This is a genomic window from Pseudomonas sp. NPDC088890 (assembly GCF_044900155.1).
GTDB classification, from domain to species: Bacteria; Pseudomonadota; Gammaproteobacteria; order Pseudomonadales; family Pseudomonadaceae; genus Aquipseudomonas; species Aquipseudomonas urmiensis.
The window spans coordinates 370,713-393,161 of the sequence record NZ_JBJDNG010000001.1 but is presented as its reverse complement, the minus strand read 5'-3'; the positions used below and the strand labels follow the sequence as shown (position 1 = coordinate 393,161).

18 protein-coding genes are annotated in these 22,449 nt (G+C 64.2%); 13 read left to right on the top strand and 5 right to left on the bottom strand.

Annotated features, from left to right (window positions below):
- Nucleotides 1-211 precede the first annotated feature (211 nt).
- The 4 genes from ACI2JX_RS01800 to ACI2JX_RS01785 all read left to right on the top strand — a co-directional run bounded on the left by ACI2JX_RS01800 (nucleotide 212) and on the right by ACI2JX_RS01785 (nucleotide 4,111).
- The gene (locus ACI2JX_RS01800) at nucleotides 212-565 is read left to right on the top strand and encodes a hypothetical protein (protein WP_186557270.1); all 354 of its coding nucleotides are present in this window, start codon (nucleotides 212-214) and stop codon (nucleotides 563-565) included.
- 166 nt (nucleotides 566-731) lie between these two features.
- Nucleotides 732-1,442: a FadR/GntR family transcriptional regulator gene (locus tag ACI2JX_RS01795; RefSeq protein WP_264233770.1), complete on the top strand. Its 711-nt coding sequence runs from the start codon at nucleotides 732-734 to the stop codon at nucleotides 1,440-1,442.
- 103 nt (nucleotides 1,443-1,545) lie between these two features.
- Complete coding sequence (gene lhgO / locus ACI2JX_RS01790) at nucleotides 1,546-2,739, top strand: L-2-hydroxyglutarate oxidase (RefSeq protein ID WP_404689219.1); 1,194 nt, start codon at nucleotides 1,546-1,548, stop codon at nucleotides 2,737-2,739.
- 43 nt (nucleotides 2,740-2,782) lie between these two features.
- The gene (locus tag ACI2JX_RS01785) at nucleotides 2,783-4,111 is read left to right on the top strand and encodes an MFS transporter (RefSeq protein WP_404689218.1); all 1,329 of its coding nucleotides are present in this window, start codon (nucleotides 2,783-2,785) and stop codon (nucleotides 4,109-4,111) included.
- A gap of 56 nt (nucleotides 4,112-4,167) precedes the next feature.
- Here the strand turns inward: ACI2JX_RS01785 and ACI2JX_RS01780 are convergent, their stop codons facing one another.
- Nucleotides 4,168-5,511: a phospholipase effector Tle1 domain-containing protein gene (locus ACI2JX_RS01780; protein ID WP_368971759.1), complete on the bottom strand. Its 1,344-nt coding sequence runs from the start codon at nucleotides 5,509-5,511 to the stop codon at nucleotides 4,168-4,170.
- Nucleotides 5,512-5,745: 234 nt separating this feature from the next.
- Here ACI2JX_RS01780 and ACI2JX_RS01775 point away from each other — a divergent pair, with 234 nt between their 5' ends.
- The 9 genes from ACI2JX_RS01775 (at nucleotide 5,746) to ACI2JX_RS01735 (ending at nucleotide 18,146) form a co-directional block, all read left to right on the top strand.
- Nucleotides 5,746-6,705 (top strand): MoxR family ATPase, encoded by a 960-nt coding sequence (locus tag ACI2JX_RS01775; RefSeq protein WP_186557275.1) that lies wholly within the window; start codon nucleotides 5,746-5,748, stop codon nucleotides 6,703-6,705.
- 4 nt (nucleotides 6,706-6,709) lie between these two features.
- The gene (locus tag ACI2JX_RS01770; RefSeq protein WP_404689217.1) at nucleotides 6,710-7,654 is read left to right on the top strand and encodes a DUF58 domain-containing protein; all 945 of its coding nucleotides are present in this window, start codon (nucleotides 6,710-6,712) and stop codon (nucleotides 7,652-7,654) included.
- Nucleotides 7,651-8,145: a DUF4381 domain-containing protein gene (locus ACI2JX_RS01765; protein WP_186557277.1), complete on the top strand. Its 495-nt coding sequence runs from the start codon at nucleotides 7,651-7,653 to the stop codon at nucleotides 8,143-8,145. Before ACI2JX_RS01770 ends, ACI2JX_RS01765 begins: the two co-directional genes overlap by 4 nt.
- Nucleotides 8,138-9,214: a vWA domain-containing protein gene (locus tag ACI2JX_RS01760; RefSeq protein ID WP_404689216.1), complete on the top strand. Its 1,077-nt coding sequence runs from the start codon at nucleotides 8,138-8,140 to the stop codon at nucleotides 9,212-9,214. Before ACI2JX_RS01765 ends, ACI2JX_RS01760 begins: the two co-directional genes overlap by 8 nt.
- On the top strand, nucleotides 9,211-10,926 hold the full coding sequence (locus tag ACI2JX_RS01755) for a tetratricopeptide repeat protein (RefSeq protein ID WP_404689215.1): 1,716 nt from the start codon (nucleotides 9,211-9,213) through the stop codon (nucleotides 10,924-10,926). The genes ACI2JX_RS01760 and ACI2JX_RS01755 overlap by 4 nt, the downstream gene beginning before the upstream one ends.
- On the top strand, nucleotides 10,923-12,533 hold the full coding sequence (locus ACI2JX_RS01750; protein WP_404689214.1) for a BatD family protein: 1,611 nt from the start codon (nucleotides 10,923-10,925) through the stop codon (nucleotides 12,531-12,533). The genes ACI2JX_RS01755 and ACI2JX_RS01750 overlap by 4 nt, the downstream gene beginning before the upstream one ends.
- Nucleotides 12,534-12,676: 143 nt before the next feature.
- Nucleotides 12,677-13,915: an exonuclease SbcCD subunit D C-terminal domain-containing protein gene (locus ACI2JX_RS01745; RefSeq protein WP_264233789.1), complete on the top strand. Its 1,239-nt coding sequence runs from the start codon at nucleotides 12,677-12,679 to the stop codon at nucleotides 13,913-13,915.
- Complete coding sequence (locus ACI2JX_RS01740) at nucleotides 13,912-17,556, top strand: AAA family ATPase (RefSeq protein WP_404689213.1); 3,645 nt, start codon at nucleotides 13,912-13,914, stop codon at nucleotides 17,554-17,556. Before ACI2JX_RS01745 ends, ACI2JX_RS01740 begins: the two co-directional genes overlap by 4 nt.
- A complete protein-coding gene (locus ACI2JX_RS01735) occupies nucleotides 17,553-18,146 on the top strand; it encodes a glutathione S-transferase (RefSeq protein ID WP_404689212.1) in 594 nt (197 codons plus the stop codon). The genes ACI2JX_RS01740 and ACI2JX_RS01735 overlap by 4 nt, the downstream gene beginning before the upstream one ends.
- Nucleotides 18,147-18,263: 117 nt before the next feature.
- Here the strand turns inward: ACI2JX_RS01735 and ACI2JX_RS01730 are convergent, their stop codons facing one another.
- The 4 genes from ACI2JX_RS01730 to ACI2JX_RS01715 form a co-directional block, all read right to left on the bottom strand.
- Entirely contained in the window at nucleotides 18,264-18,443 is a 180-nt protein-coding gene (locus tag ACI2JX_RS01730) for a hypothetical protein (protein WP_368971764.1), read from the bottom strand.
- Between the two features lie 149 nt (nucleotides 18,444-18,592).
- On the bottom strand, nucleotides 18,593-19,723 hold the full coding sequence (locus ACI2JX_RS01725; RefSeq protein ID WP_404689516.1) for a lactonase family protein: 1,131 nt from the start codon (nucleotides 19,721-19,723) through the stop codon (nucleotides 18,593-18,595).
- Nucleotides 19,689-19,991, bottom strand: coding sequence for a DUF5629 family protein (locus ACI2JX_RS01720; RefSeq protein ID WP_404689211.1), 303 nt, complete (start codon nucleotides 19,989-19,991; stop codon nucleotides 19,689-19,691). The genes ACI2JX_RS01725 and ACI2JX_RS01720 overlap by 35 nt, the downstream gene beginning before the upstream one ends.
- A 69-nt stretch (nucleotides 19,992-20,060) precedes the next feature.
- Complete coding sequence (locus ACI2JX_RS01715; RefSeq protein WP_264233798.1) at nucleotides 20,061-22,436, bottom strand: RND family transporter; 2,376 nt, start codon at nucleotides 22,434-22,436, stop codon at nucleotides 20,061-20,063.
- Nucleotides 22,437-22,449: the final 13 nt, after the last annotated feature.

Here is a 22,449-nt window from a genome sequence, read left to right as displayed (position 1 = left end):
CACACTCATCCATTGCACGATGGGTACCTGCAAAAGCGACTGCCTGCGGCTGTGCCTTTACGCGAACCCATCGACTGGGCAGCTTAACGACTGAGCGGTCATCCCGGCTTGCAGCGCTGCGACATATTCGGTCAATGGCCGGTAACATTCGTTTATGGATCCGCCCAAGACTGGCAGAATTCACTTTCACTTCACTTGACCCGAGCTGCCCATGCAACTGAAAACCGCCCTGCTCTTCGCCACCCCTTGCGATGACGAGGAAGACAACATGGCGACCCTGTGCTGCCACAGCGACAAGGGCCAGATGTTCTTGCTCACCCGTTATCCAGACGAAGACACGGTCGACCTGACCCTGGATGATGAGCCCTCGACCCTGGATGGGCTGAAGGTGACGCTCAGTGCCGAACGGCTGCTGCTGGAGGTGGCTGCGGGGGATACCGATGCACTCAAGGGGGATGACACCCTGGAGATCGTGTTGACCAGCCAAGGGACCGACCTGGCTGAGGTCGAGGAGACTCTGCGGATCATCCTCGAAGGCACCGGGACCTACGTCAGCGAGCTCTGAGTGATGGACTGAAGGTGCTGGCCTCATCGCGGGACTAGCGCTAGCCCTGAGCGGGCTTATCCCGCGATGAGGCCAGCACTGTAAACACACCACTCACTGAAACAATTGACAGCCAACCTTCCCGACAGGCATTGTCTGACAACCTGATCAATAGGCATCACCGTCCATGCTAGAGCTCCAGCGCCCAGACACCTTGGTAGAACGGGTCGTCAGCGCCATCCGCGCAGAGATCGATTCCGGCCGCCTGGCCGCCGAATCGCGCCTGCCTACCGAACAGCAACTGGCCGAGCAGCTCAATGTCAGCCGCTCGGTGGTGCGCGAGGCTGTGGCTCAGCTCAAGGCCGACGGTGTATTGATCGCTCGCCGCGGGCTCGGTTCGTACATTTCGCAAACGCCCAATGGCACGGTGTTCCGCTTCCCCGGCAGCAACGGGCGCAAGCCGGACCTGGTGCAGATGTTCGAGATGCGCCTGTGGATCGAAACCCAAGCCGCCGCCATCGCCGCCCGCCGCCGCGACGCCGCGGACCTGGCGAGCATTGCCAAGGCCCTCGAGCAGATGCTCGACAAGCGTAACGATCTGGCCGCCGCTGCCGCCGCCGATGTCGCCTTTCACCGCGCCATCGCCGAAGCCAGCAAAAACGACTACTTCGTGGCCTTCCATGATTTCCTCGGCGGCCAATTGGCCGCCGCGCGCCGCAATGCCTGGGAAAACTCCGCCACTCACTCAGTGGGGGGGTCGGCAGACGCCAATCGCGAACACCAGGCACTGTACCAGGCCATCGCCGACGGCGACCGCCACGCCGCTGCCGCCTGCGCCGAAGCGCACCTGCGCGCTTCGGCCAAACGCCTGAAAATCGACCTGCCCACCCTCGACTGAATACGGAGAACCCTATCGCGACCTGGCGAGGTTTTCACACGCACTAGTTAGTCTGACAACCTGATAAGCAGATCCACCGACAAGAACACCAAGGTACCCCTGCATGACTTACGACTACCTCATCATTGGTGGCGGCATCGTCGGCCTCGCCACCGCGATGGCCCTGCTCGAACAGCGCCCCGGCGCCTCATTGTTGATTCTGGAAAAGGAATCCAGCCTCGGCCGCCACCAGACCGGGCACAACAGCGGCGTGATCCACGCGGGGATCTACTACGCCCCGGGCAGCCTCAAGGCCGAACTGTGCAAACGCGGCGCCCAGGCTACCAAGGACTTCTGCACCGAACACGGGATTGCCTTCGACGTCTGCGGCAAGCTGCTGGTGGCCTCCAACGAGCTGGAAATGCAGCGCATGCAGGCGCTTTATGAGCGCTCGCAGCAAAACGGCTTGAAGGTCGAGCGCCTGGATGGCGCCGAGCTCAAGCAGCGCGAACCGAATATCGCAGGCTTAGGCGCGCTGTTTGTCGATGCCACCGGCATCGTCGACTACAAGCAGGTCTGCTACGCCATGGCCAAGGTGATCGAGCGAGCCGGCGGCGAAGTGCGCCTGTCGACCAGCGTGCAGGCCATTGCCGAGCACGGTGATTACGTAGAAGTGAGCAGCGCCGAGCACAGCTGGCGCGCCCGTCAACTGGTGGCCTGCGCGGGCCTGCAATCGGACCGCCTGGCGCGCTTGGCCGGGGTCAAGATCGACCACCAGATCATCCCGTTTCGTGGCGAGTACTACCGCCTGCCGGCGAGCAAGAACCAGATCGTCAACCACCTGATCTACCCGATCCCCGACCCTGAGCTGCCGTTTCTCGGCGTGCACCTGACGCGGATGATCGATGGCAGCGTCACCGTTGGCCCCAATGCAGTGCTCGGCTTTGGTCGGGAGAACTACCGCAAGCTCTCGGTGAACTGGGGCGATGTCGCCGAGTACGCGCGCTTCCCGGGCTTTTGGAAAACCATCTGGAACAACCTCGGCTCCGGCACCCGCGAGATGAAGAATTCGCTGTTCAAGCGCGGCTACCTGGAGCAGTGCCGCAAGTACTGCCCGTCGCTGCAGGTGGAAGACCTGCTGCCCTATGAAGCCGGCATTCGGGCCCAAGCGGTCATGCGCGACGGCAGCCTGGTGCACGACTTCCTGTTCGCCGAGACCCCGCGCATGGTGCATGTCTGCAATGCCCCCTCGCCGGCTGCCACCTCGGCTATCCCGATCGGCCAGATGATCGCCGAAAAGATCCTCAAGGCCCGCTGAACCTGCTGCACACACAACTACAAAGACAATAAGGAAACCTCAGATGTCGGTACATGAGGCGGCTGTGGCCGCAACGGAAACCCCCGATCAGAAACGCAAACGCCTGCGCAAGGTGGCCGCAGCGACCATCTTCGGCTCGATGCTGGAGTGGTACGACTTCTACCTGTACGCGACCATGGCGGCGATCGTGTTCTCGAAGATCTTCTTCGACGCCAGCAACCCGGCAGTGGCCTCGCTGCTGGCGTTTTCCACCTTCGCCATCGGCTTCATTGCCCGGCCCTTCGGCGGCATCCTGTTCGGCTACCTGGGCGACCGCTTCGGTCGCAAGCACGTACTGGTGATCACCTTCTGCATGATGGGCGTGTGCACCGCGCTGATCGGCCTGATCCCCAGCTACGCCTCGATTGGCATCTGGGCGCCGATCCTGCTGGTGGTGATCCGCATCATCCAGGGCCTGGGCGCTGGCGCGGAACTGTCGGGCGCCGCGGTGACCTCCTACGAGCACGCCAGCGAAGGCAAGCGCGGCAGCCAGGGTGCCTGGCCGGCGCTGGGGCTGAACCTCGGCCTGCTGCTGTCGTCGCTGACCGTGTACCTGCTGACCATGAACGGCAATGACTTCCTGCTCGCCGGCGGCTGGCGTATCCCGTTCATCGCCAGCATCGTGCTGGTCGCTGTCGGCCTGTGGGTGCGCAAGAGCATTCCTGAGACCCCGGACTTCAAGGAACTGGACAAGTCCGACGACAAGCCCAAGGTCTCGCCGCTCAAGCTGCTGTTCAAGAATGACCTCAAGGGCTTGGCCGTGGTGTTCTTCGTGGCCGTCGGCTACAACGCCCTGAGCTACATCTTCAAGACCTTCTCGCTGGCCTACCTGACCCAGTTCAAGGGTGTCGAGGCGCATGTCACCTCGCTGTCGGTGACCATCGCCAGCCTGGTGGCGATTTTCGCCGTGCCGTTCTTTGGCTGGCTGTGCGACCGCTGGAGCAGCAAGACCGTGCTGATGCTCGGCGGGGTGTTGTCGGCGCTGTTCGCCTACCCCTTCCTGCAACTGCTGGGCACTGGCGAGCCGACCAAGATCTACATCGCGATCGGTATTGGCACCGGCATCCTGGCGCCGATGATGTTCGCCCCACAGGGCTCGTTCCTCAGCCGCCAGTTCCCGACCCAGACGCGCTCCTCGGGGTTTGGCACCGGTCGCGAGATCGGCACCGCGGTGGCCGGGGGCCTGGCGCCGTTGGGCGGCCTGGCGCTGGTGGCCAACTCCGCGACCCACTCCACCGAAGGTGTGGCGTTGATCCTGACCATCGCTGGCGTGCTGGTGGTGGCGTTCGCCTTGTGTGACCAGGGGCGCAAGCACTCCAACTCGAAAAACTGATCGGCGAAAACTGATCGGCGTATCCAATGCGGGGCCGCCAATGGCCTCGCGTTCGCTCAGCGGTTGGCATGCACCGCCCGCCCACCTTCTGCGGGGCGGTCGATGTAGGCCAGGTCGAGGATACTGTTACGCAGCCCCTTGAGCGGGTTCCAGTGCGCCGAAGCGTGAATGTAGCGGCCCTGCAGCAGTTGCTGTTCCTCCTCGGTCAAGCCCGGCTGTGCAGTACGCCCCAGGGCGAACTCATGCAACTTACGGCTGATTTCATGCAGCGCCTGCGGCAATCGCCATGCCTGGCGCGTCTCATCCAGCTCAGCGAACGGCACCCCACTGCGCACCGCCAAGGCGTGCATGATGCGCAGGTAGATGCGCGACAGATGCCCGTACACCTCGCGCTCGCGCTGCAGTGCGGCATACACCTGTTTCTCTGGCAGCTCACGTCGGCCGCCGCCTGCGGGCATTTCCCAAGTGATAATGGTCGGACGCGGCGCTGGGCTATCGCTGTACTCACGTTCCAGCTGGGCCTGGGCCAGGAAATAGGCGCGACTTTGCGTCACCGGGGTGCGCAACGGCAGTCGATTGGACTGCGGCTTGCTCAACAGCACCCGTTCGACGCTGCGTTCAGGGTAACCACCGCCAATGTCTGAATGCACGCCAGGCAGCACGATGTCGTGCTCAGTGCGCACCAGCGGGTAGTTGTAACGTCGCTCATCGCCGGCCACCAGCTGTACCACCTGCTTGGCCACACCCGGCTCAAGGCCCAGGCGCAATCCCGAATAGCGGCCATTGGCCGGGCTGAAATTACCCTTGAGCGGCGCCACGATAGCCGCCACGGTATCGAACAATCCGACGAACTCAATGGTGATCTCGCAGCGTATGGCCAAACTTGCCAGCGCTTGCGCCAACTGGCTTTTTTCGCCCAGATGCAGATCGTTGACCAGATGCCGGGCCGCCGCCGCCCCGCGACTAAAGCCAAACAAATCGAACTCGAGCGTGACGGTGCGTCCGCCTGGATACGCCTGGCGCCAGCCCAGCAACTGCTCAACAATGGCCTGCACGGCTTGCGCCACCCGCGCCTTGACCCCAGTAGAGCCCCGCCCGGTCAGTTGATGATAGAGCGAGTCCTGCGCACCCCGGGTGGTGCCGATGCCTTCGACGTAGAGTGTGAAGCACTCGCGCAACGCGCCGTCAGGCAGTTCGGCCAGACCAGTGGGATACAGCTGGTGTAACAGGGCGACGTTAGTCGGTGCGTTGGCGTAGCTGCCCTGGCGCGTGTCGGCTGCAGCCGGGTTATCGTCAGCCCGCAGGCTGTTGCAGAAATTATTGCCCGTGCCGTCGAAGAACACCCCCAGACGCAGGGGCGTCGGGTGTCGCGGGAATGCCGCCGCCTGATGATCCGCCATGTCACTGCCCGTCCTGATTACCGAGCCTCCATCAAAAAACACAGTCACCGTTGGCGAGAATCAGGGTTTTTCCGCTTGCTCGTCGGAATCGGCCGAGGCCGCTGTCGTCTGTAACCCTTACATAAATTTGCGTGCCGCCATTAGTCGGCATGGGCCCGGATGGATTAAAGTATCACCCCCTGCCCGGGCTGCTCGTTTACCGCACCCCCGGCCCCTTTCCAGGAACCGTCGCCGATGGAACACCGTGAAGCGCTGATCGCGCTGCGCACCTTTCTTTCCTCCCAGATCCTGGGCCAGGAAAAGCTGGTTGAACGCCTACTGATCGTCCTCCTTGCCGACGGCCATATGCTGGTCGAGGGTGCACCGGGCCTGGCCAAGACCAAGGCCATCAAAGAGCTGGCAGAAGGTGTCGAGGCGCAGTTCCATCGCATTCAGTTCACCCCCGACCTGTTGCCGGCCGATATCACCGGCACCGAGATCTATCGCCCGGAAACCGGCAGCTTCGTGTTCCAGCAAGGGCCGATCTTCCATAACCTGGTGCTGGCCGACGAAATCAACCGCGCCCCGGCCAAGGTGCAATCGGCACTGCTCGAGGCCATGGCCGAGCGCCAGGTCAGCGTGGGCCGCAGCACTTACGACCTGTCGCCGCTGTTCTTGGTCATGGCCACGCAGAACCCGATCGAGCAGGAAGGCACCTACCCGCTGCCCGAGGCGCAGCTCGACCGTTTCCTGATGCACGTGAAAATCGGTTTCCCCGACGCCGCCGTGGAGCGGCGCATCCTGCAGCAGGCCCGTGGCGAAGCGCTCAATGGCGAGACCAAGCCGGAACGCCGGGTCAGCCAGCAGGCGATCTTCGCAGCGCGCAAGGAAATTCTCGGCCTGTACATGGCCGATGCAGTGGAGGAGTACCTGGTGCAACTGGTAATGGCCACGCGCACCCCAGCCAAGTTCGACAGCGAGCTGGCCGACTGGATCGCCTACGGCGCCAGCCCCCGTGGCTCGATCGCCCTGGACCGCTGCGCGCGTGCCCACGCCTGGCTGGCCGGACGCGACTTCGTCAGCCCTGAGGATATCCAGGCGGTGCTGTTCGATGTCCTGCGCCACCGGGTGATTCTCTCGTTCGAGGCTGAGGCGGCCGGGGTCGACCAGGACCGCGTGGTCCAACGCATCCTCGACGTTGTCGCAGTCGCCTGAGCCCATGCCCACTGCGACGTTGGCCGAACCCGGTATCCGCACCAGCCTCGGCGAGTTGATCGACATGCGCCACCGCGTGCGCGAGATCCAGCTGTTCTCGCGGCCCGGCCAGCGCAGCCCACTGGTCGGCCTGCATCATTCCAAGCTGCGTGGCCGTGGCGTGGATTTCGACCAGGTGCGGGTGTATCAGGCTGGCGACGATGTGCGCAACATCGACTGGCGCGTTACCGCACGCACCCAGGAGCCGCATACCAAGCTGTTCCACGAAGAGCGCGAGCGGCCGATCTTCATCATGGTCGAGCAAAGCCAGCGGCTGTTCTTCAGCTCCGGATTGATGTTCAAGTCGGTCCTGGCGGCCCAGGCTGCGGCGCTGTTCGGCTGGGCCGCGCTGGCCCATAACGACCGTATCGGCGGCCTGGTGTTTGGCGATAACGAGCACCATGAAGTCAAGCCGCGGCGCAGCAAGCAAAGCCTGTTGCAACTGCTCAACCGGTTGGCCAAGGTCAACCAGGCCCTGCACACCGAAGCGGTGCCGCAGGCCGACAGCCTGGCCCTGGCCCTGCGCCGGGCGCGCGAAGTGCTGCGCCCGGGCAGCCTGGCCATCGTCATTTGCGACGAACGCGCACTCAGCGAGGGCGTCGAACAGCACCTGTCGATGCTCTCACGCCACTGCGACGTGCTGCTGATGCCGGTCTCCGATCCGCTCGACCATGCCCTGCCCGCTGCCGGCCTGCTGCGCTTCGCCCAGCGCGGGGCCCAGCTGGAACTCGACACCCTCGATGCCAACCTGCGCCGCACCTACCACCAGCAGGCCGAAGCACGGATCGAGCGCTGGGAGCTGCTGGCGCAAAAGCTGCGCGTGGTGCTGATGCCATTGAGCACCCAAAGCGAGATGATCGAGCAGCTGCGCGAGTACCTCAACGCCCAGCGCCCAGGGAGCAGCAAATGAACCCGCTGGATTCGCTGCAGCCGTTGATCGCCCCCGCGGCGATTGGCTGGTGGCCGCCTGCACCCGGCTGGTGGGTGCTACTGGCGCTGCTACCGCTGCTCGCTTGGGGCCTGTGGCGGGTGCGTAAATGGCGCCCTGGCAAGCGGCGGATCGTGCGCGCCGAACAACCCCTGGACCCGGTACGGGTGGAAGCCCTGGCCGAGCTCGCGCGCCTGCCCCGTCCCTATGACGGCGCACCCGCAGGCGCCTGGTTGCAGCAGATCAACGCCTTGCTCAAACGCCTGTGCCGCAACCACTACCCCGGCGCCAACAGCCACACGCTCAGCGGCCGCCAATGGCTGGCGTTTCTCGATAACCGCTGCCCCGCTGCTGGCCTGACCCGCTGGATGGTACTGGTCGAAGGCACCTACAAACCCGAGTGCAAGCTCGACGACAAAGCGATAGCCGGGCTCAGCCAGGCGGTCGAAACCTGGATCCGCAAGCATGTTTGAGCTGGCCTGGCCGTGGATCTTCCTGCTGCTGCCGCTGCCGTGGCTGGCGCGCTTGCTGCTGCCAGCCGCCGACAGCGGGGAGCCGGTGCTCAAGGTTGGCTTTCTCAATGAGCTCGAAGGTCTGGCCGGCCGGCGCGCGCGACTCAACCTGCCGACCTGGCGCCAGCAGGCACCCTACGTCCTGATCTGGCTGCTGCTGCTGATCGCCGCCGCCCGCCCGCAATGGCTCGGCGAGCCGGTGCCGGTGGCGGCCAGCGGGCGTGACCTGCTGGTGGCCGTGGATGTTTCCGGGTCGATGGATTTCCCCGACATGCTGTGGAAGGATGAGGAAATCAGCCGTTTGGACCTAGTCAAGGCGCTGCTCGGCGATTTCCTCCAGGACCGCGAGGGCGACCGGGTGGGCCTGATCCTGTTCGGCAGCGAGGCTTACCTGCAAGCGCCACTGACCTTCGACCGGCGCACCGTACGCACCTTCCTCGATGAAGCGCAGATCGGCATCGCCGGTAAGAACACGGCGATTGGCGATGCCATTGGCCTGGCCGTCAAGCGCCTGCGCCAACGCCCGGCGCAGAGCCGAGTGCTGGTGCTGATCACTGACGGCGCCAACAACGGCGGGCAGATCCATCCGCTGACCGCCGCCCGTCTGGCCGCCCAGGAAGGCGTGCGCATCTACACCATCGGCATCGGCGCCAACCCCGAGGCCAGCGGCACTCCTGGCCTGCTCGGGCTGAACCCGAGCCTGGACCTGGATGAAGCCTCGCTGCGGGAAATCGCCGAGCTGACCCAGGGCACCTATTTCCGTGCCCATGACGGCGCCGAGCTGGACGCGATCGGCGACACCCTCGATCAGTTGGAGCCAGTGGCGCAGCAACCGACCCAGGCGCGCACCGCCAAGGAGCTGTATGCCTGGCCGCTGGCCCTGGCGCTGCTGCTGAGCGTGTTGCTGGTAGTCGCTGTGCAATGGCCGGATAACCTGTTGCAGCGGGTCCTGCGTCGCCCCAGCTTCTTGCAACCGCACCCGCAATGGCGCGAGCGCTTGAAACGTCTACGGCTTAGGAGGCGGCGATGATCGATCTCTGGCCACAATGGTTGCGCCCGCTCTGGCTGCTGGTCGTGCCGCTGCTCGCCTGGCTGCTGTTCAAGCTCTGGCACCGGCGCAGGCGCGCCGGGCGCTGGCAGATGATCCTGCCGCCACAATTTCATGCGGTACTGCTTGGCGGCGGCAGTGGCAGCAACAGCAAGTTGCCGTGGATCGCCTTGGGCCTGGCCTGGTTGCTGATCGTCCTGGCCTTGCTTGGCACCAGTTGGCAGCGGGTGGAAGAAACCCGCCAACGCCCCGCCGACCCACTGGTGATCATGCTTGAGCTAACCCCGCAGATGCTCGCCGAAGACAGCCCGCCCAATCGCCTGGAGCAGGCTCGGCGCAAGGTGCTCGACCTGCTCGAACACCGCCGCGACAGCCAGACCGCGTTGATCGTCTATGCCGGTAGCGCCCACACCCTGGTGCCGCTGTCCGACGACCTCGGTACCACGCGCAACCTGCTGGAAGCGATCGACCCGTCGATCATGCCCCAGCCCGGCCAGCGCGCGGACCTTGCAGTGCACAAAGGTCTGGCTTTGCTAGCCCAGAGCGGCTTGGGCCAAGGCCGCCTGTTGCTGATCGGCTCGGCCTTAAGCGATCAGGAGCGCGACGGCATCAAGCAGGCGCTAGGCCGCCAGGGCCCCAGCCTGCTGATGCTCGGCATCGGCAGCAGCGAGGGCGCGCCGGTGCGCCAGGTCAATGGCGAATACCTCAAGGATGAGCAAGGCGGTATCCTCCTCCCCCGCTTGGACAGCGCCAGCCTCAAGGCCTTCATCAATGGCACTGGCGGGCGCTATCGCCACGCCCGCATCGACGACCTGGACCTGCGCGGCCTGGGCCTGTTCGATAGTCCGCGCGGCTTGCGCAACGATGGCCAGACCCTGCAGTTGGACAGCTGGGCCGACCAGGGCTACTGGCTACTGCTGCCGCTTTTGTTGCTGGCTGCCTGTGCCGGACGGCGCGGCTGGCTGTTTTGCCTGCCATTGCTGCTGGCGTTGCCGCAACCGAGCCAGGCGTTCGAATTCAACGACCTGTGGCTGCGCCCTGACCAGCAAGGCCAGCGTCTGCTGGAGCAACAACGTCCGGCCGAGGCCGCACGCCACTTCGACGATCCGCAATGGCGTGGCATGACGCTGTACCAGGCCGGTGACTATGAAGGTGCGGCCAAGGCATTTGCCCAAGGCAGCACGGCCGCCGCCCACTACAATCGAGGCAATGCCCTGGCCCGTGCCGATCAACTGGAAGCAGCCCTGGACGCCTACGAGCAGGCCCTTGAGCGCCAACCGGAACTGCAAGCGGCACTGGACAACCAGGCCCTGGTCCAGCAACTGTTGCTGCAGCGTCAAGCCAAGGCCGAACAGCAACAAGCCAGCAGCGATGCCCAAGGCACCCCAGGCAGCGAAACCGACGGTAACAGCAGCTCAGCGGCCAATCAGGCGCAAGCCACCCCCGGCAACGAGGAGCAAGCGCCCGGCCAGGAGCAAGGCGACAGCAGCAACGGCCAGCCGCCGTCAGGCAATCAGGCCGGCGACGACGACAGCCTTACCCAGCCGCCGCAACGCCCGACTGCCACCAGCCTGGATGCCGAACAACGCCAGGCGTTGGAACAGTGGCTGCGCGAGATCCCGGACAACCCAGCGCAGCTGTTGCGGCGCAAATTCTGGTATGAACAGCAATTGCATCAGGAAAACCCACGATGAGTCGCTTCGGCGTCTTGCTCCTCACCCTGCTCTGGATCGTCCAGGTCCAAGCCCAACCGACCCTGCAAGCCAGCGTCGATCGCAGCCGCCTGCTAGCCGGTGAAACCCTGGAGCTGATCCTCGAAAGCCAGGATGTCACCCAGTTCGGCAAACCCGACCTGCGTGCCCTGGATGCCGACTTCGAAGTGCGCGGCACCCGTCAGCTGAACAGCCTGCACACCCTTGATGGCGAAACCCGCGCCAGCACCCGCTGGATCATCACCCTGCTGCCGCGGCGCAGCGGCAGCTTGAGCATCCCCGCGTTGCAACTGGGCCAGTCGCACAGCCTGCCCATCGACCTGCAAGTGCTCCAAGCCGATGCCAACCGCCCGGACAGCGCCGCCAAGGTGTTCGTCGAAGCGACCCTGGACAGCACTGAGGTCTACGTCCAGGCCCAGGCCGTGCTGACCCTGCGCATCTACCATTCGGTGTCGCTGTACGACGACAGCAGCCTCACCCCGCTGCAGTTGGACAACGCCAAGGTCGAGCCGCTGGGCGAGTCGCGCACCTATGAAAAAGACATCGACGGCGTGCGCCACGGCGTCATCGAAACCCGCTATGCGGTTTATCCGCAGCACAGCGGCAGCCTGGATATCCCCTCGCTGACCTTCACCGCCACCGCCGCCGACAGCGCCGAGCAGCGCGCCGGTCGCCAGGTACAAGTCAGCTCGCTGCCGCTGCGTCTTAGCGTGCGGCCGATCCCGGCCAACTATCCTGCCGACACCCCGTGGCTGCCAGCACGCAGCTTGACCCTGGAAGAACGCTGGAACCCCGACCCCAGCACCCAAACGGTGCAGATCGGCGATTCAATGACCCGCAGCGTCACCCTGCGCGCCGATGGCCTGTCCAGCACTCAGTTGCCGCCACTACCGGCCACCGAAATCCTTGGCCTGCGCCGCTACCCTGACCAGCCACTGCTGCGTAACGAGATCAACGAGCGCGGCATGACCGCCAACCGTGAAGAACGTGAAGCGCTGGTACCGACCCACAGCGGCGAGCTGACCTTGCCGACCGTCGACGTGACCTGGTGGAACACCCGCGAGGATCACCTGGAACACAGCAGCCTGCCGGCGCGCAGCCTCAACGTGCAGGACAACCCTGCCTTGAGTGCCGAAACCCCGGTCGGTGATAGCAGCTCTGCCAGCACCCTGCTGTGGCCTTGGCAGCTGGCGACCCTGGTGTTGGCATTGACCACGCTGCTCGGCTTTGCCTTGTGGTGGCGCGCACGCTCGCAGCCAGCGGTGTTGCGCGCGGCGCAGGCTGGCCCGAGCCCGCGTACCTTGCTCGATGACCTCAAGCGCGCCTGTCAGGCCAATGATCCGCAGGCTACCCGACAGGCGCTGGATGCCTGGGCACGCCAGCAGCCCGAAACCCTGGCCGAAATGGCGGCGCGCTTTGTGCCGTTGTCGGATGCGCTGGATGGATTGAATGGCGCGTTGTATAGCGAGAGCGGCCAGTATTGGCATGGCGATGAGCTGTGGCGGGCGATTGGGGCCATCCCGCCAGCCGAGCAATTGCTCGCGCCGACTGGGGATAGCGGCAGCTTGCCGCCGCTTTATCCCAAGTAGCGTTTCGCTGGTGTGGGTACGGGCCTCGTGCCGCGATGAGGCCCGCACATCCACCGCACATTGCGGATCGCAACTTGGGTTACCATACCCACCCGCAAAAATTCCATCGCAAGCAACCCCGACTCAACACCTACAGGTCACCCATGCGTCTGTTTCACACCTCCGACTGGCACCTGGGCCAAAGCCTGCATGGCCAGGAACGCGATTTCGAACACGCCTGTTTCCTGCACTGGCTGCTCGGCCAGCTGAAACTGCGCCAGCCTGACGCGCTGCTGATCGCTGGCGATATCTTCGACACGGTCAACCCGCCGGTCAAAGCCCAGGAACGCCTCTACGAATTCATCGTCCAGGCCCACGAGCAACAGCCCAAGCTGGACATCGTGATGATCGCCGGCAACCACGACTCCGGCTCGCGTATCGAGCTGCCCGCCGCGCTGATGCGCCGCCTGCGCACCCACGCCCTGGGCCGGGTGCACTGGCTCGACGAAGGCCAGCTGGACGCCGAACGCCTGTTGATTCCCCTGACCAACGCCCGTGGCAAGGTCAGCGCCTGGTGCCTGGCCCTGCCGTTCCTGCGTCCCGCCGAAGTCACCGGCCCGCAGTTGGGCGACGATTACCTGCAAGGCATCACCCAGGTGCATCAGCAACTGATCGCTGCCGGCCAGGCCAAACGCAAGAAAGACCAGGCGCTGATCGCCATCAGCCACGCGCATATGGCAGGCGGCTCGATCTCCGAAGACTCCGAACGCAGCCTGATCATCGGCAACGCCGAGGCGCTGCCAGCCAAGCTGTTCGACAAGGCCATCAGCTACGTCGCCCTGGGCCACTTGCACAAGCCGCAGAAGGTCAATCGCGAAGAACGCATCCGCTACAGCGGCTCGCCGATCCCGCTGTCGTTCGCGGAAATCAACTACCCCCACCAGGTGCTGGAAGTCGAGCTGGACGGTGCCGAGCTGGTCAGCGTCGAACCGCGGCCGGTGCCCCGCGCTGTGGCCCTGCAACGCATGGGCCCGGCGCCGCTGGCCGAGCTGCTCGAACAGCTCGCCGAGCTGCCGGTGATCGACCTGCTCGAAGACCCCAATCGCCAGCCCTGGCTGGAAGTGCGGGTACGCCTGGACGAGCCGCAGCCAGACCTGCGCCAGCAGATTGAAACGGCGCTGCAAGGCAAGGCCGTGCGCCTGGTGCGCATCAGTGCCGAATATGCCGGGCGCGGGACGCTGGAGGAGGACGAGCTGGAGTTCGTCGAGCTGAGCCAGATGACCCCGCAGGACTTGTTCAGCCGGGCCTGGGAGCAAGCCTACGGCAATCCCGTCGACGAGCAGGCCCTGAGCGATTTCGCCCTGCTCCTGCAGGATGTCCAGCTGGAGCAGGAGCAGCCATGAAGATCCTTGCCATTCGCCTGAAAAACCTCGCCTCGCTGGCCGGCCCGATCGACATCGACTTTACCGCCGAGCCCTTGGCCAGCGCTGGTCTGTTCGCCATTACCGGCCCGACCGGCGCGGGCAAGAGCACCCTGCTCGATGCCCTGTGCCTGGCCTTGTTCGGCACCGTGCCGCGGCTCAATGCGATCGGCCGCGAGGCCAAGGTGCCAGACGCCGACGGCGACATCCCCACTTACGATCCGCGCAACCTGTTGCGCCGGGGCACCGGCAGCGGCTTTGCCGAGGTCGACTTCGTGGGTATCGACGGCCACCGCTACCGCGCCCGCTGGGAGGCCAACCGCGCCCGCGACAAGGCCAACGGCAAGTTGCAGCACAGTCGCCAGAGCCTCTACGATCTGGACAGCGAGCAGCTGCTGGGCAGCGGCAAGAACGAATACAAGCAATTGGTCGAAGCGCGCCTGGGCCTGAACTTCGAGCAGTTCACCCGCGCGGTGATGTTGGCCCAGAGCGAGTTCAGCGCCTTCCTCAAGGCCGACGACAAAGAGCGCAGCGAACTGCTGGAAAAGCTCACCAATACTGCGATCTATACCCGCCTCGGTCAGCGTGCGTTCAGTAAATCGCGAGAAGCGGGCGATGCCCACAACGCCCTCAAGGAGCGCGCCAGCCACCTGCTGCCTATGGCCGTGGAGGCTCGCGCCGAGCTCGATCAGCGCCTGGAGCAGGCGCAACAAGCGCTCAAGGCCGAGCAGGCGCGCGAGCGCCAACTGCAACAGCACCGCGCCTGGCTCAGTGAACAGCACCAACTGCAAGCCCAGCACAGCGCCGCCAGCCAAGCCTTGCAAAGCGCTGAGCACGACTGGCAACAACTGGCCGGACAGCGCCTGGATCTGCAGCACCTGGAACGCCTGGCGCCGCAGCGCCACCCGTTCCAGCGCCAGCAAGCCGTGGCCAGCCAGCTTACGCCGTTGGCTGCTGCGCTTGCGGCGCAGCAAGACCAGCAACAGAGCCTGCAAGCACGCGCCCTGGAGCTGCAACACGCTCTGCAAGCGGCACGCCAGGCGCTGAGCCAGGCCCAGACCGTGCAAAGCGACAGCGCCCCGCGCCTGCGCCAAGCCTTCGCCGCCCAGGACAACCTGGCGCGTCTGGACAGTGAGTCAGCCAAGCTTGGCGACCTCGCCCGAGACGCCGAGCAGGCCGTCAGTGACGCTCAGCAGCAGTTGCAGCAACTCGACGAGCAGCAGCAGCGCAGCCAGCAGCAACTGGCCGCAATCGATGCCGCCCTGGCCGACAGCGCCCCGCTGGCCACATTGGGCAGCGCTTGGCAGGCCTATCGCGGGCAACTGCAGCAGCTGCTGCAAATCGGCAATCGCCTGCGCCAGGGCCGCGATGAACTGCCCGGCCTGCAAGCCCAGGCCAGCCAGGCCAATGCCCAGTTGCAGGAGCAGCGCGACGCCTTCGAGGTGTTGTTCCATGAAGCTGGCGCCGAGCCGCAGGCGCTGGCCGAACAGCTCGACCTGCTCGGCACTATGCTGCAGGAGAACCGCAAGCAGCAGCGCGCCGTGGAAGAACTGTCACGCCTGCACGCCCGCGAGCAAGAGCTGCAACAGAACATCCAGTCGCTGCGCGAACGTCAGCAACAGGGCCTGCACCAACGCCAGCAATTGATCGCCGAAGGCCAGTCGGCCAAGGCCGAGCTGGAAACCGCCGAGCAAGCCCTGACGCTGACCCGCCAGTTGCTCGAACGCCAGCGCCTGGCACGCAATACCAGCGTCGAAGAACTGCGCGCCCAGTTGCGCGATGGCGAGCCATGCCCAGTCTGCGGCAGCGCCGAGCACCCGTTCCATCAGCCCGAGGCGCTGCTCAATAGTCTTGGCCGACATGACCAGGCCGAAGAAGCCGCTGCCTTGGCTCAGGTGGAAAGCCTCAATGCGCGCCTGATCGACCTGCGCACCCAGGTCGGTATGGTCAATGGCCAGGTCAAGGAGTACCAGCACCAGCAGGGGCAATTGGTCGAACAGCTGCAACCGCTGCAGCAGCAGTTGCAGGCGCATGCCCTGTGGCCTTCGCTCAGTGCTCAGGACGACAGCAGCCGCAGCAACTGGCTGGAGGGCCAATTGCGCCGTCTGGACGGCGAAATCAGCCGCGACGAACAACGCCAGAGCGCGCTACTGACCCTGCAAAAGGACGCTGCCCGCCTCACCCAGCAATTGCAGGCCGCCAACGAAGCGCAACAGCAGGCGCAGCGGCGTCTCGACCAGCAGCACCAGGCACTCGACGCCGACCAGGAACGCCTGGAGCAGGCATTGGCCGATTTTGCCGGGGTATTGCCTGCTGACATTCTCCAGGCCCTGCGCGACGAACCTGCGCATGCCTTCCTGGCTCTGGATCAACAGGTGGCCCAGCGCATGCTCCAGCTGGAGCAGCAACAGGACGAACAGCAACAACAGCAGCAGCGCCAGCAACAACTGGAACGCCTGCGCGACCAGCAGCAAGCGCGCCTGCAACGTCAGGGCGAGCTGCAGCAGCAGCTGGCCAGTCTTGCCGAGCAACAGCAACAAGCGCGCGCGACCCTGGCCGAACTGTTGGCCGAGCACGCCAATGCCGAAGCCTGGCAGCAGCATCTGGAGCAGCAGGTAGAACAGGCGCGCAGCAGCGAAGCCATTACTGCCCAGGCGCTCCAGGATGCCAACACGCAAAGCCTGCAAGTGGCTGCGGAACTCAAGGCCAATCAACAGCGCCGCGAGGCCCTGGAGCAGGAGCACCAGGCGCTGCAACAGCAAATCAGCCAATGGCGCGCCGATCATCCGGAGCTGGACGACCAAGGCCTGGACCGGCTGCTGGCTATCGACGATGGCGCAGTGGCCGAGCTACGCCAACGCGTGCAAGCTGCCGACAAAGCCATCGAACAAGGCCGCGTGCTGCTGCAAGAGCGCCAGCAGCGCCTGCAACAACACAACCAGCACGCCATCAGCGAAATGCCCACTGAAGAACTGGAGCAGACCCTCAGCGAGCTGCAGCAACAACTGGCAGTGCATGAACAGCAGTGCGCCGAACTGCGCGCGCAACAGGCCGACGACCAGCGTCGCCAACAAGCCCATCAGGCCCTGGCCGCAGAGATCGAGCAGGCCTATCAACAGTGGCAACGCTGGGCGCGCTTGAATGCCCTGATCGGTTCGGCCTCTGGCGATGTGTTCCGCAAGATCGCCCAGGGCTACAACCTCGACTTGCTGCTGCACCACGCCAACAGCCAGCTGCGCCAGTTGGCCAAGCGCTACCGCCTTAAACGCGGCGGCAGTGCCCTTGGCCTGCTGGTGCTGGACACCGAGATGGGCGATGAGCTGCGCTCGGTGCACTCATTGTCTGGCGGCGAGACCTTCCTGGTTTCGCTGGCCCTGGCCTTGGGCCTGGCCTCGATGGCCTCGAGTACCCTGCGCATCGAGTCGCTGTTCATCGACGAAGGTTTTGGCAGCCTTGATCCTGAGTCGCTGCAACTGGCCATGGACGCCCTCGATGGCTTGCAGGCCCAAGGCCGCAAGGTCGCGGTGATCTCGCACGTGCAGGAGATGCACGAGCGGATTCCGGTGCAGATCCAGGTGCGCCGTCAGGGCAATGGTTTGAGCGATGTGGAAGTGTGCGGATGATCCTCTACTCGTTCCGCCGCTGCCCCTGGGCCATGCGCGCGCGCCTGGCCCTGCGCTATGCCGGCTGCGCCGTACAGGTGTGTGAAGTGGCAATGAAGAACAAACCGGCTGAACTGCTGGCACTGTCGCCCAAGGGCACGGTGCCGGTGTTGGCGACTGCCGACGGCGTACTGGAAGAAAGCCTGGATATCATGCGCTGGGCACTGGCGCTGAACGATCCGCAGGACTGGCGGCTGCAAGCAGACCCGGCTGCGGCGCAGCACGCTGAGGCCCTGATCGCACGCAACGACAGCGTGTTCAAGACCCAGGTCAACCTGTACAAGTATGCCGAACGCTACCCCGAGCATTCGCGGGAGCACTACCGCCAGCAAGCCGAGCCCTGGCTGGCGGAGCTTGAAGGCCTGCTCGAAGGCCGGCCTTATCTACTTGCCGGGCATCCAAGCCTGGCCGATGCTGCCCTGCTCCCCCTTATGCGCCAGTTTGCCGGGGTCGAACCGCAGTGGTTCGCCGAGGCGGCTTATCCGCGCGTGCGGAGCTGGTTGCAGGGGTGGCTGGCTTCAGAGCTGTTCAAGGCCGTTATGGCTAAATAGCTATTAGCCTGGGAGCGGAACCTGTGGGAGCGGGCTTGCCCGCGAACCAGGGCAAAGCCCTGGCCCTACGCCGCAGTGTATGCTTTGCGGGCAAGCCCGCTCCCACAGGTTCAGTGCTCACACCGCGTTCTTGCCACTCAATGCCGCATGAAAATGGGCACTCTGGCGCAGGTACTGCTCGGTATAGCTGTGGGTGGCAGATGCCTTGCGGCTGGTGTCGGCGTGCGCATGGGCAGGCAACACGACAGAAGCGGAAATGGCGGAAGCGGCAATAACCGGGAAGAGATTGAAGTTCATCTGGGCTGACCTCGACATCGGTGGTTTGACAGTGGCCCGGGTGGGCCTTGGGTCAAACTTACGCCGCCAAGCTCTGCCACTGAAATTCATTGCAGCAGTAGCAATTATCACCCCGGTTGATAGTCGCTGTTGATAGCCCCTATTGATAGTCACTCGATGAACTTGAGGTCCGAGGGCGCATCCTGGGCCAGCTTCTGCACCGTCTCCCCGAGCTTGCCGCTACGCGGGTCGCGGCGCATGACCACGATCTGGTTGCTCTTCTGGTTGGCCACCAGCAGGTAGTTGCCACTGGGGTCCAGGGCGAACTCACGCGGATGATCGCCCTCGACCGAACGGCGCTGCAGCAGGGTTAGCTGGCCGTTATCCTTGGCCACTGCATACACCACGATTTCATTTGCCGTACCGCGGTTGCTGACATACAGAAAGCGTCCATCGACCGACAAGTGCAAGCCGCCCGAAGCCTTGGCAGCGGCGTCTTGGCTTTCGCTCAAGGCCAGGCGCTGGCGCTCGCTCAGGGCGCCATCCTCAACATCGAACACCACCACTTCGCCACTCATCTCCAGGGTGAGATAAGCGTGCTGGCCCTTGGCATCGAACAGCAAATGCCGCGGCCCGCTGCCTGGCGGCAGGCTGACCGAGGCCGGAATCGCCGCGCTCAGCGGCTGTTCGGTGCTGGCGCCGTCGTAGCGGTAGATGAACACTTTGTCCGCGCCCAGGTCGCTGGCATATAGGTGGCGGCCTTCAGGCGAAGGCACCAGCGAATGCACATGGGCGCCGGCCTGGCGCTCGAGGTTGACCTTGCTCGGCGCATGCCGCGCCTGCTGCACCACCGGCTTGAGCTTGCCGTCCTTGGCCACCGGGATCACCACCAGGCTGCCGCCCGGGTCGGCGGCGACCGCGTAGTTGGCGACGAACAAGTAGCGCTGATCGTGGCTGAGGCTGGCGTGGGTCGGCTCATCGCCTTGGCTGGCGACCTGGTTCAACGGTTTGATCTCGCCCTTGCTGCTGAGGGCAAAACTGCTGACCTGGCCCTTGGGCGTTTCATTGACCGCAAACAAGAGGCGCTGGTCGGCAGAGAGCACCAGCCACGACGGGCTGACGCTGTTGACCACTTGCAGCGGCTCGGTATCGATCTGGCCGCGTTCAGTGTCGAAATGGTAGCGGTAGATACCCTTGCTGGCGCCGTCGGTGTAGCTGCCCACCAGCAGGGTCGCGGCGTGGGCCTGGAAAACAAGGCTCATCAGACTAGCGGCCAGCAGGCGTTTCCAGGTCCGGTTCATCATCGTCGTATTCATCGTCATCGTCCGAGCCGTACACGGCACTCATACAGACTAGTTGATGCTCGCCCTGATCATCGTTGAGGCGCCACTCTTCACCCGTGCCGATTGCCGCGGCGACTTGCTCAGGGGTGAAGGTCCAGCGCTTGAGTTCGCGGCCGTCCATGCACTCGATCAGCAGACCGTTGGCGTCGAAGGTGAAGTCGAAGGCGTGCAGGCCGTCGATCAGGAGCATGTCGCTGGATTCGAGGGCGGTGGCGAGGGTGGTCATCGAAGGGGTACCTGAAGTGCAAAGATCCGCAGTATACCTGTGGGGCCGCTTTGCGGCCCCGTACACCGATCAATGAGCGAAGATCGAGCCGCCCTCCTTGCCCGCCAACTTCTGCGGTTTGATCAAGAACCGCGCCAGCGCCGGCAGCAGCCACAGCGCACCGAACATGTTCCACAGCAACATGAAGGTCAGCATCAGGCCCATGTCGGCCTGGAACTTGATCGCCGAGAAGATCCAGGTGCACACGCCAATCGCCAGGCACAAACCAGTGAACAGCACTGCTTTACCGGTCGAGCGCAGGGTCTGGTAATAGGCTTCCTGCAACGGCAACCCAGCCCGCAGGAAGCTCTCCAGGCGGCTGTAGATGTAGATGCCGTAGTCCACGCCAATCCCCACCCCCAGGGCCACCACCGGCAAGGTGGCGACCTTCACGCCAATGCCCATGAAGGCCATCAGCGCATTACCCAGCACCGAGGTCAGTACCAGTGGCAGAACGATACACAAGGTCGCGGCAAACGAGCGGAAGGTGATCATGCACATCACCGCTACGCACAGGTAGACCAGAATCAGGATGGTCAGCTCGGCCGACTTGATCACCTCGTTGGTGGCCGCCTCGATACCTGCATTACCCGCCGCCAGAAGGAACTGCAGGCCTTCTTTGTTATGGCTGTCGGCAAACGTCTTGGCCACCGCGGTCACCCGCTCCAGGGTCTCGGCCTTGTGGTCGTTGAGGAACACCAGCACCGGCGCCAGCGAGCAGTCGGCGTTGTACAGGCCATCGGCACGGGCGATCGAGCTGTTGAGCACATCCGGGTTACGCGACAAGGTCTCCCATTTCAGGTTGCCCTCGTTCATGCCCTTGATCATCTGCTTGGACACCGTCACCAGGGAGATCGCCGACTGCACTCCCGGGGTGTTCTGCATGGTCCACATCAGCTCGTCGATCGGCGCCAGGGTCGAGTGGATCGAGCAGCTTTCAGGTGGGGTCTTGACCATGATCACCAGGACATCGGAACTGGTCGAGTAGTTGCTGATGATGAAGTGGTTGTCCTGGTTGTAGCGCGAGTCCGGGCGCAGCTCAGGCGCGCCTTGGTCCAGGTCGCCGATCTTCAGGTTTTGGCTGTACCACAGCCCACCGGCGAAGGCGACCAAGGCCAGGGCGATGGAGATCGGCGCGACCTTGGCGCTGGCGAAATTGGCCAGCAGGCGCCAGAACGGATGCTCGCGGGTCGCATCCTTCTTACTGCGCTCGATCGCCTTCTTGCTGATGCCCACATAGGAGATGGCGACCGGCAGCAGGATCAGGTTGGTGAAGACGATGACCGCCACGCCAATCGAAGCGCCGATGGCCAGCTCGCGAATCACGCCGATGTCGATGATCAGCAGGGTGATGAAGCCCACGGCGTCGGCGAGGATGGCGATCATTCCTGGCAGGAACAGCTGGCGGAAAGTGCGTCGGGCAGCTGTCAGGGCATTGTCGGCGCCACTCGATTGCAGGGCGATGCCGTTGATCTTCTGCACCCCGTGGGAGATGCCGATAGCGAAGATCAGGAACGGCACCAGCATCGAGTACGGGTCGAGGCCGAAGCCCACTGCATGCATAAGCCCCAGCTGCCAGACCACCGCCACCAAGGTGGTGATGAGCACGGCGATGGTGCTGCGGATGCACCAGGTGAACCAGTACAGCAGGATCCAGGTGATCACCAGCGCCACGCCAAAGAACAGCGCCACCATCACCAGGCCATCGATCAGGTCGCCGACCTTCTTGGCGAAGCCGACGATGTGAATCTTCACATTGGGGTTCTGCGCCTGGAACTTGTCGCGGATCTTCTCTTCCAGCTGGTGGGAGAACTGCTGGTAGTCGAGCTTGATCTGCTTACCCTGATCCTGCGGATCGGGGTAGCTCTCCAATAGCGGTACATCGACGATGCTCGACTTGAAGTTGTTGGCCACCAGGCGCCCGACCTGGCCCGACTTGAGCACGTTGTCGCGCAACTGGTCGAGGCTGTCGGCCGAGCCGTTGTAGGTATTGGGGATCACCTCGCCGCCGGCAAAGCCTTCCTCGGTAACCTCGGTCCAGCGCACGCTGGGGCTCCACAGCGACTTGAGCCCGGCCCGATCGACACCGGGGATGTAGAACACCTCGTCATGGATCTGACGCAGGGTCTCCATGTAGTCCTTGTCGAAGATATCGCCATTGACCGCTTCGACCGAGATGCGCACGGTGTTGCCGAGGTTGGCCAGGTCGTTGCGGTGCTCGAGCATCTGTTCGATGAAGGGGTGCTCGAGCGGGATCATCTTCTCGAAACTGGTCGATGGCCGGATCTGCGTGGCCTGCCAGAACAGGAAGATGCTCACCAACAAGCACAGGCCGATCACTACCGGGCGGTTGTTGAAGATCAGCCGTTCGAGCAGCGTGGCCTTGTCCTGATGGTGCTGGTGCATGTCAAAGCTCTCC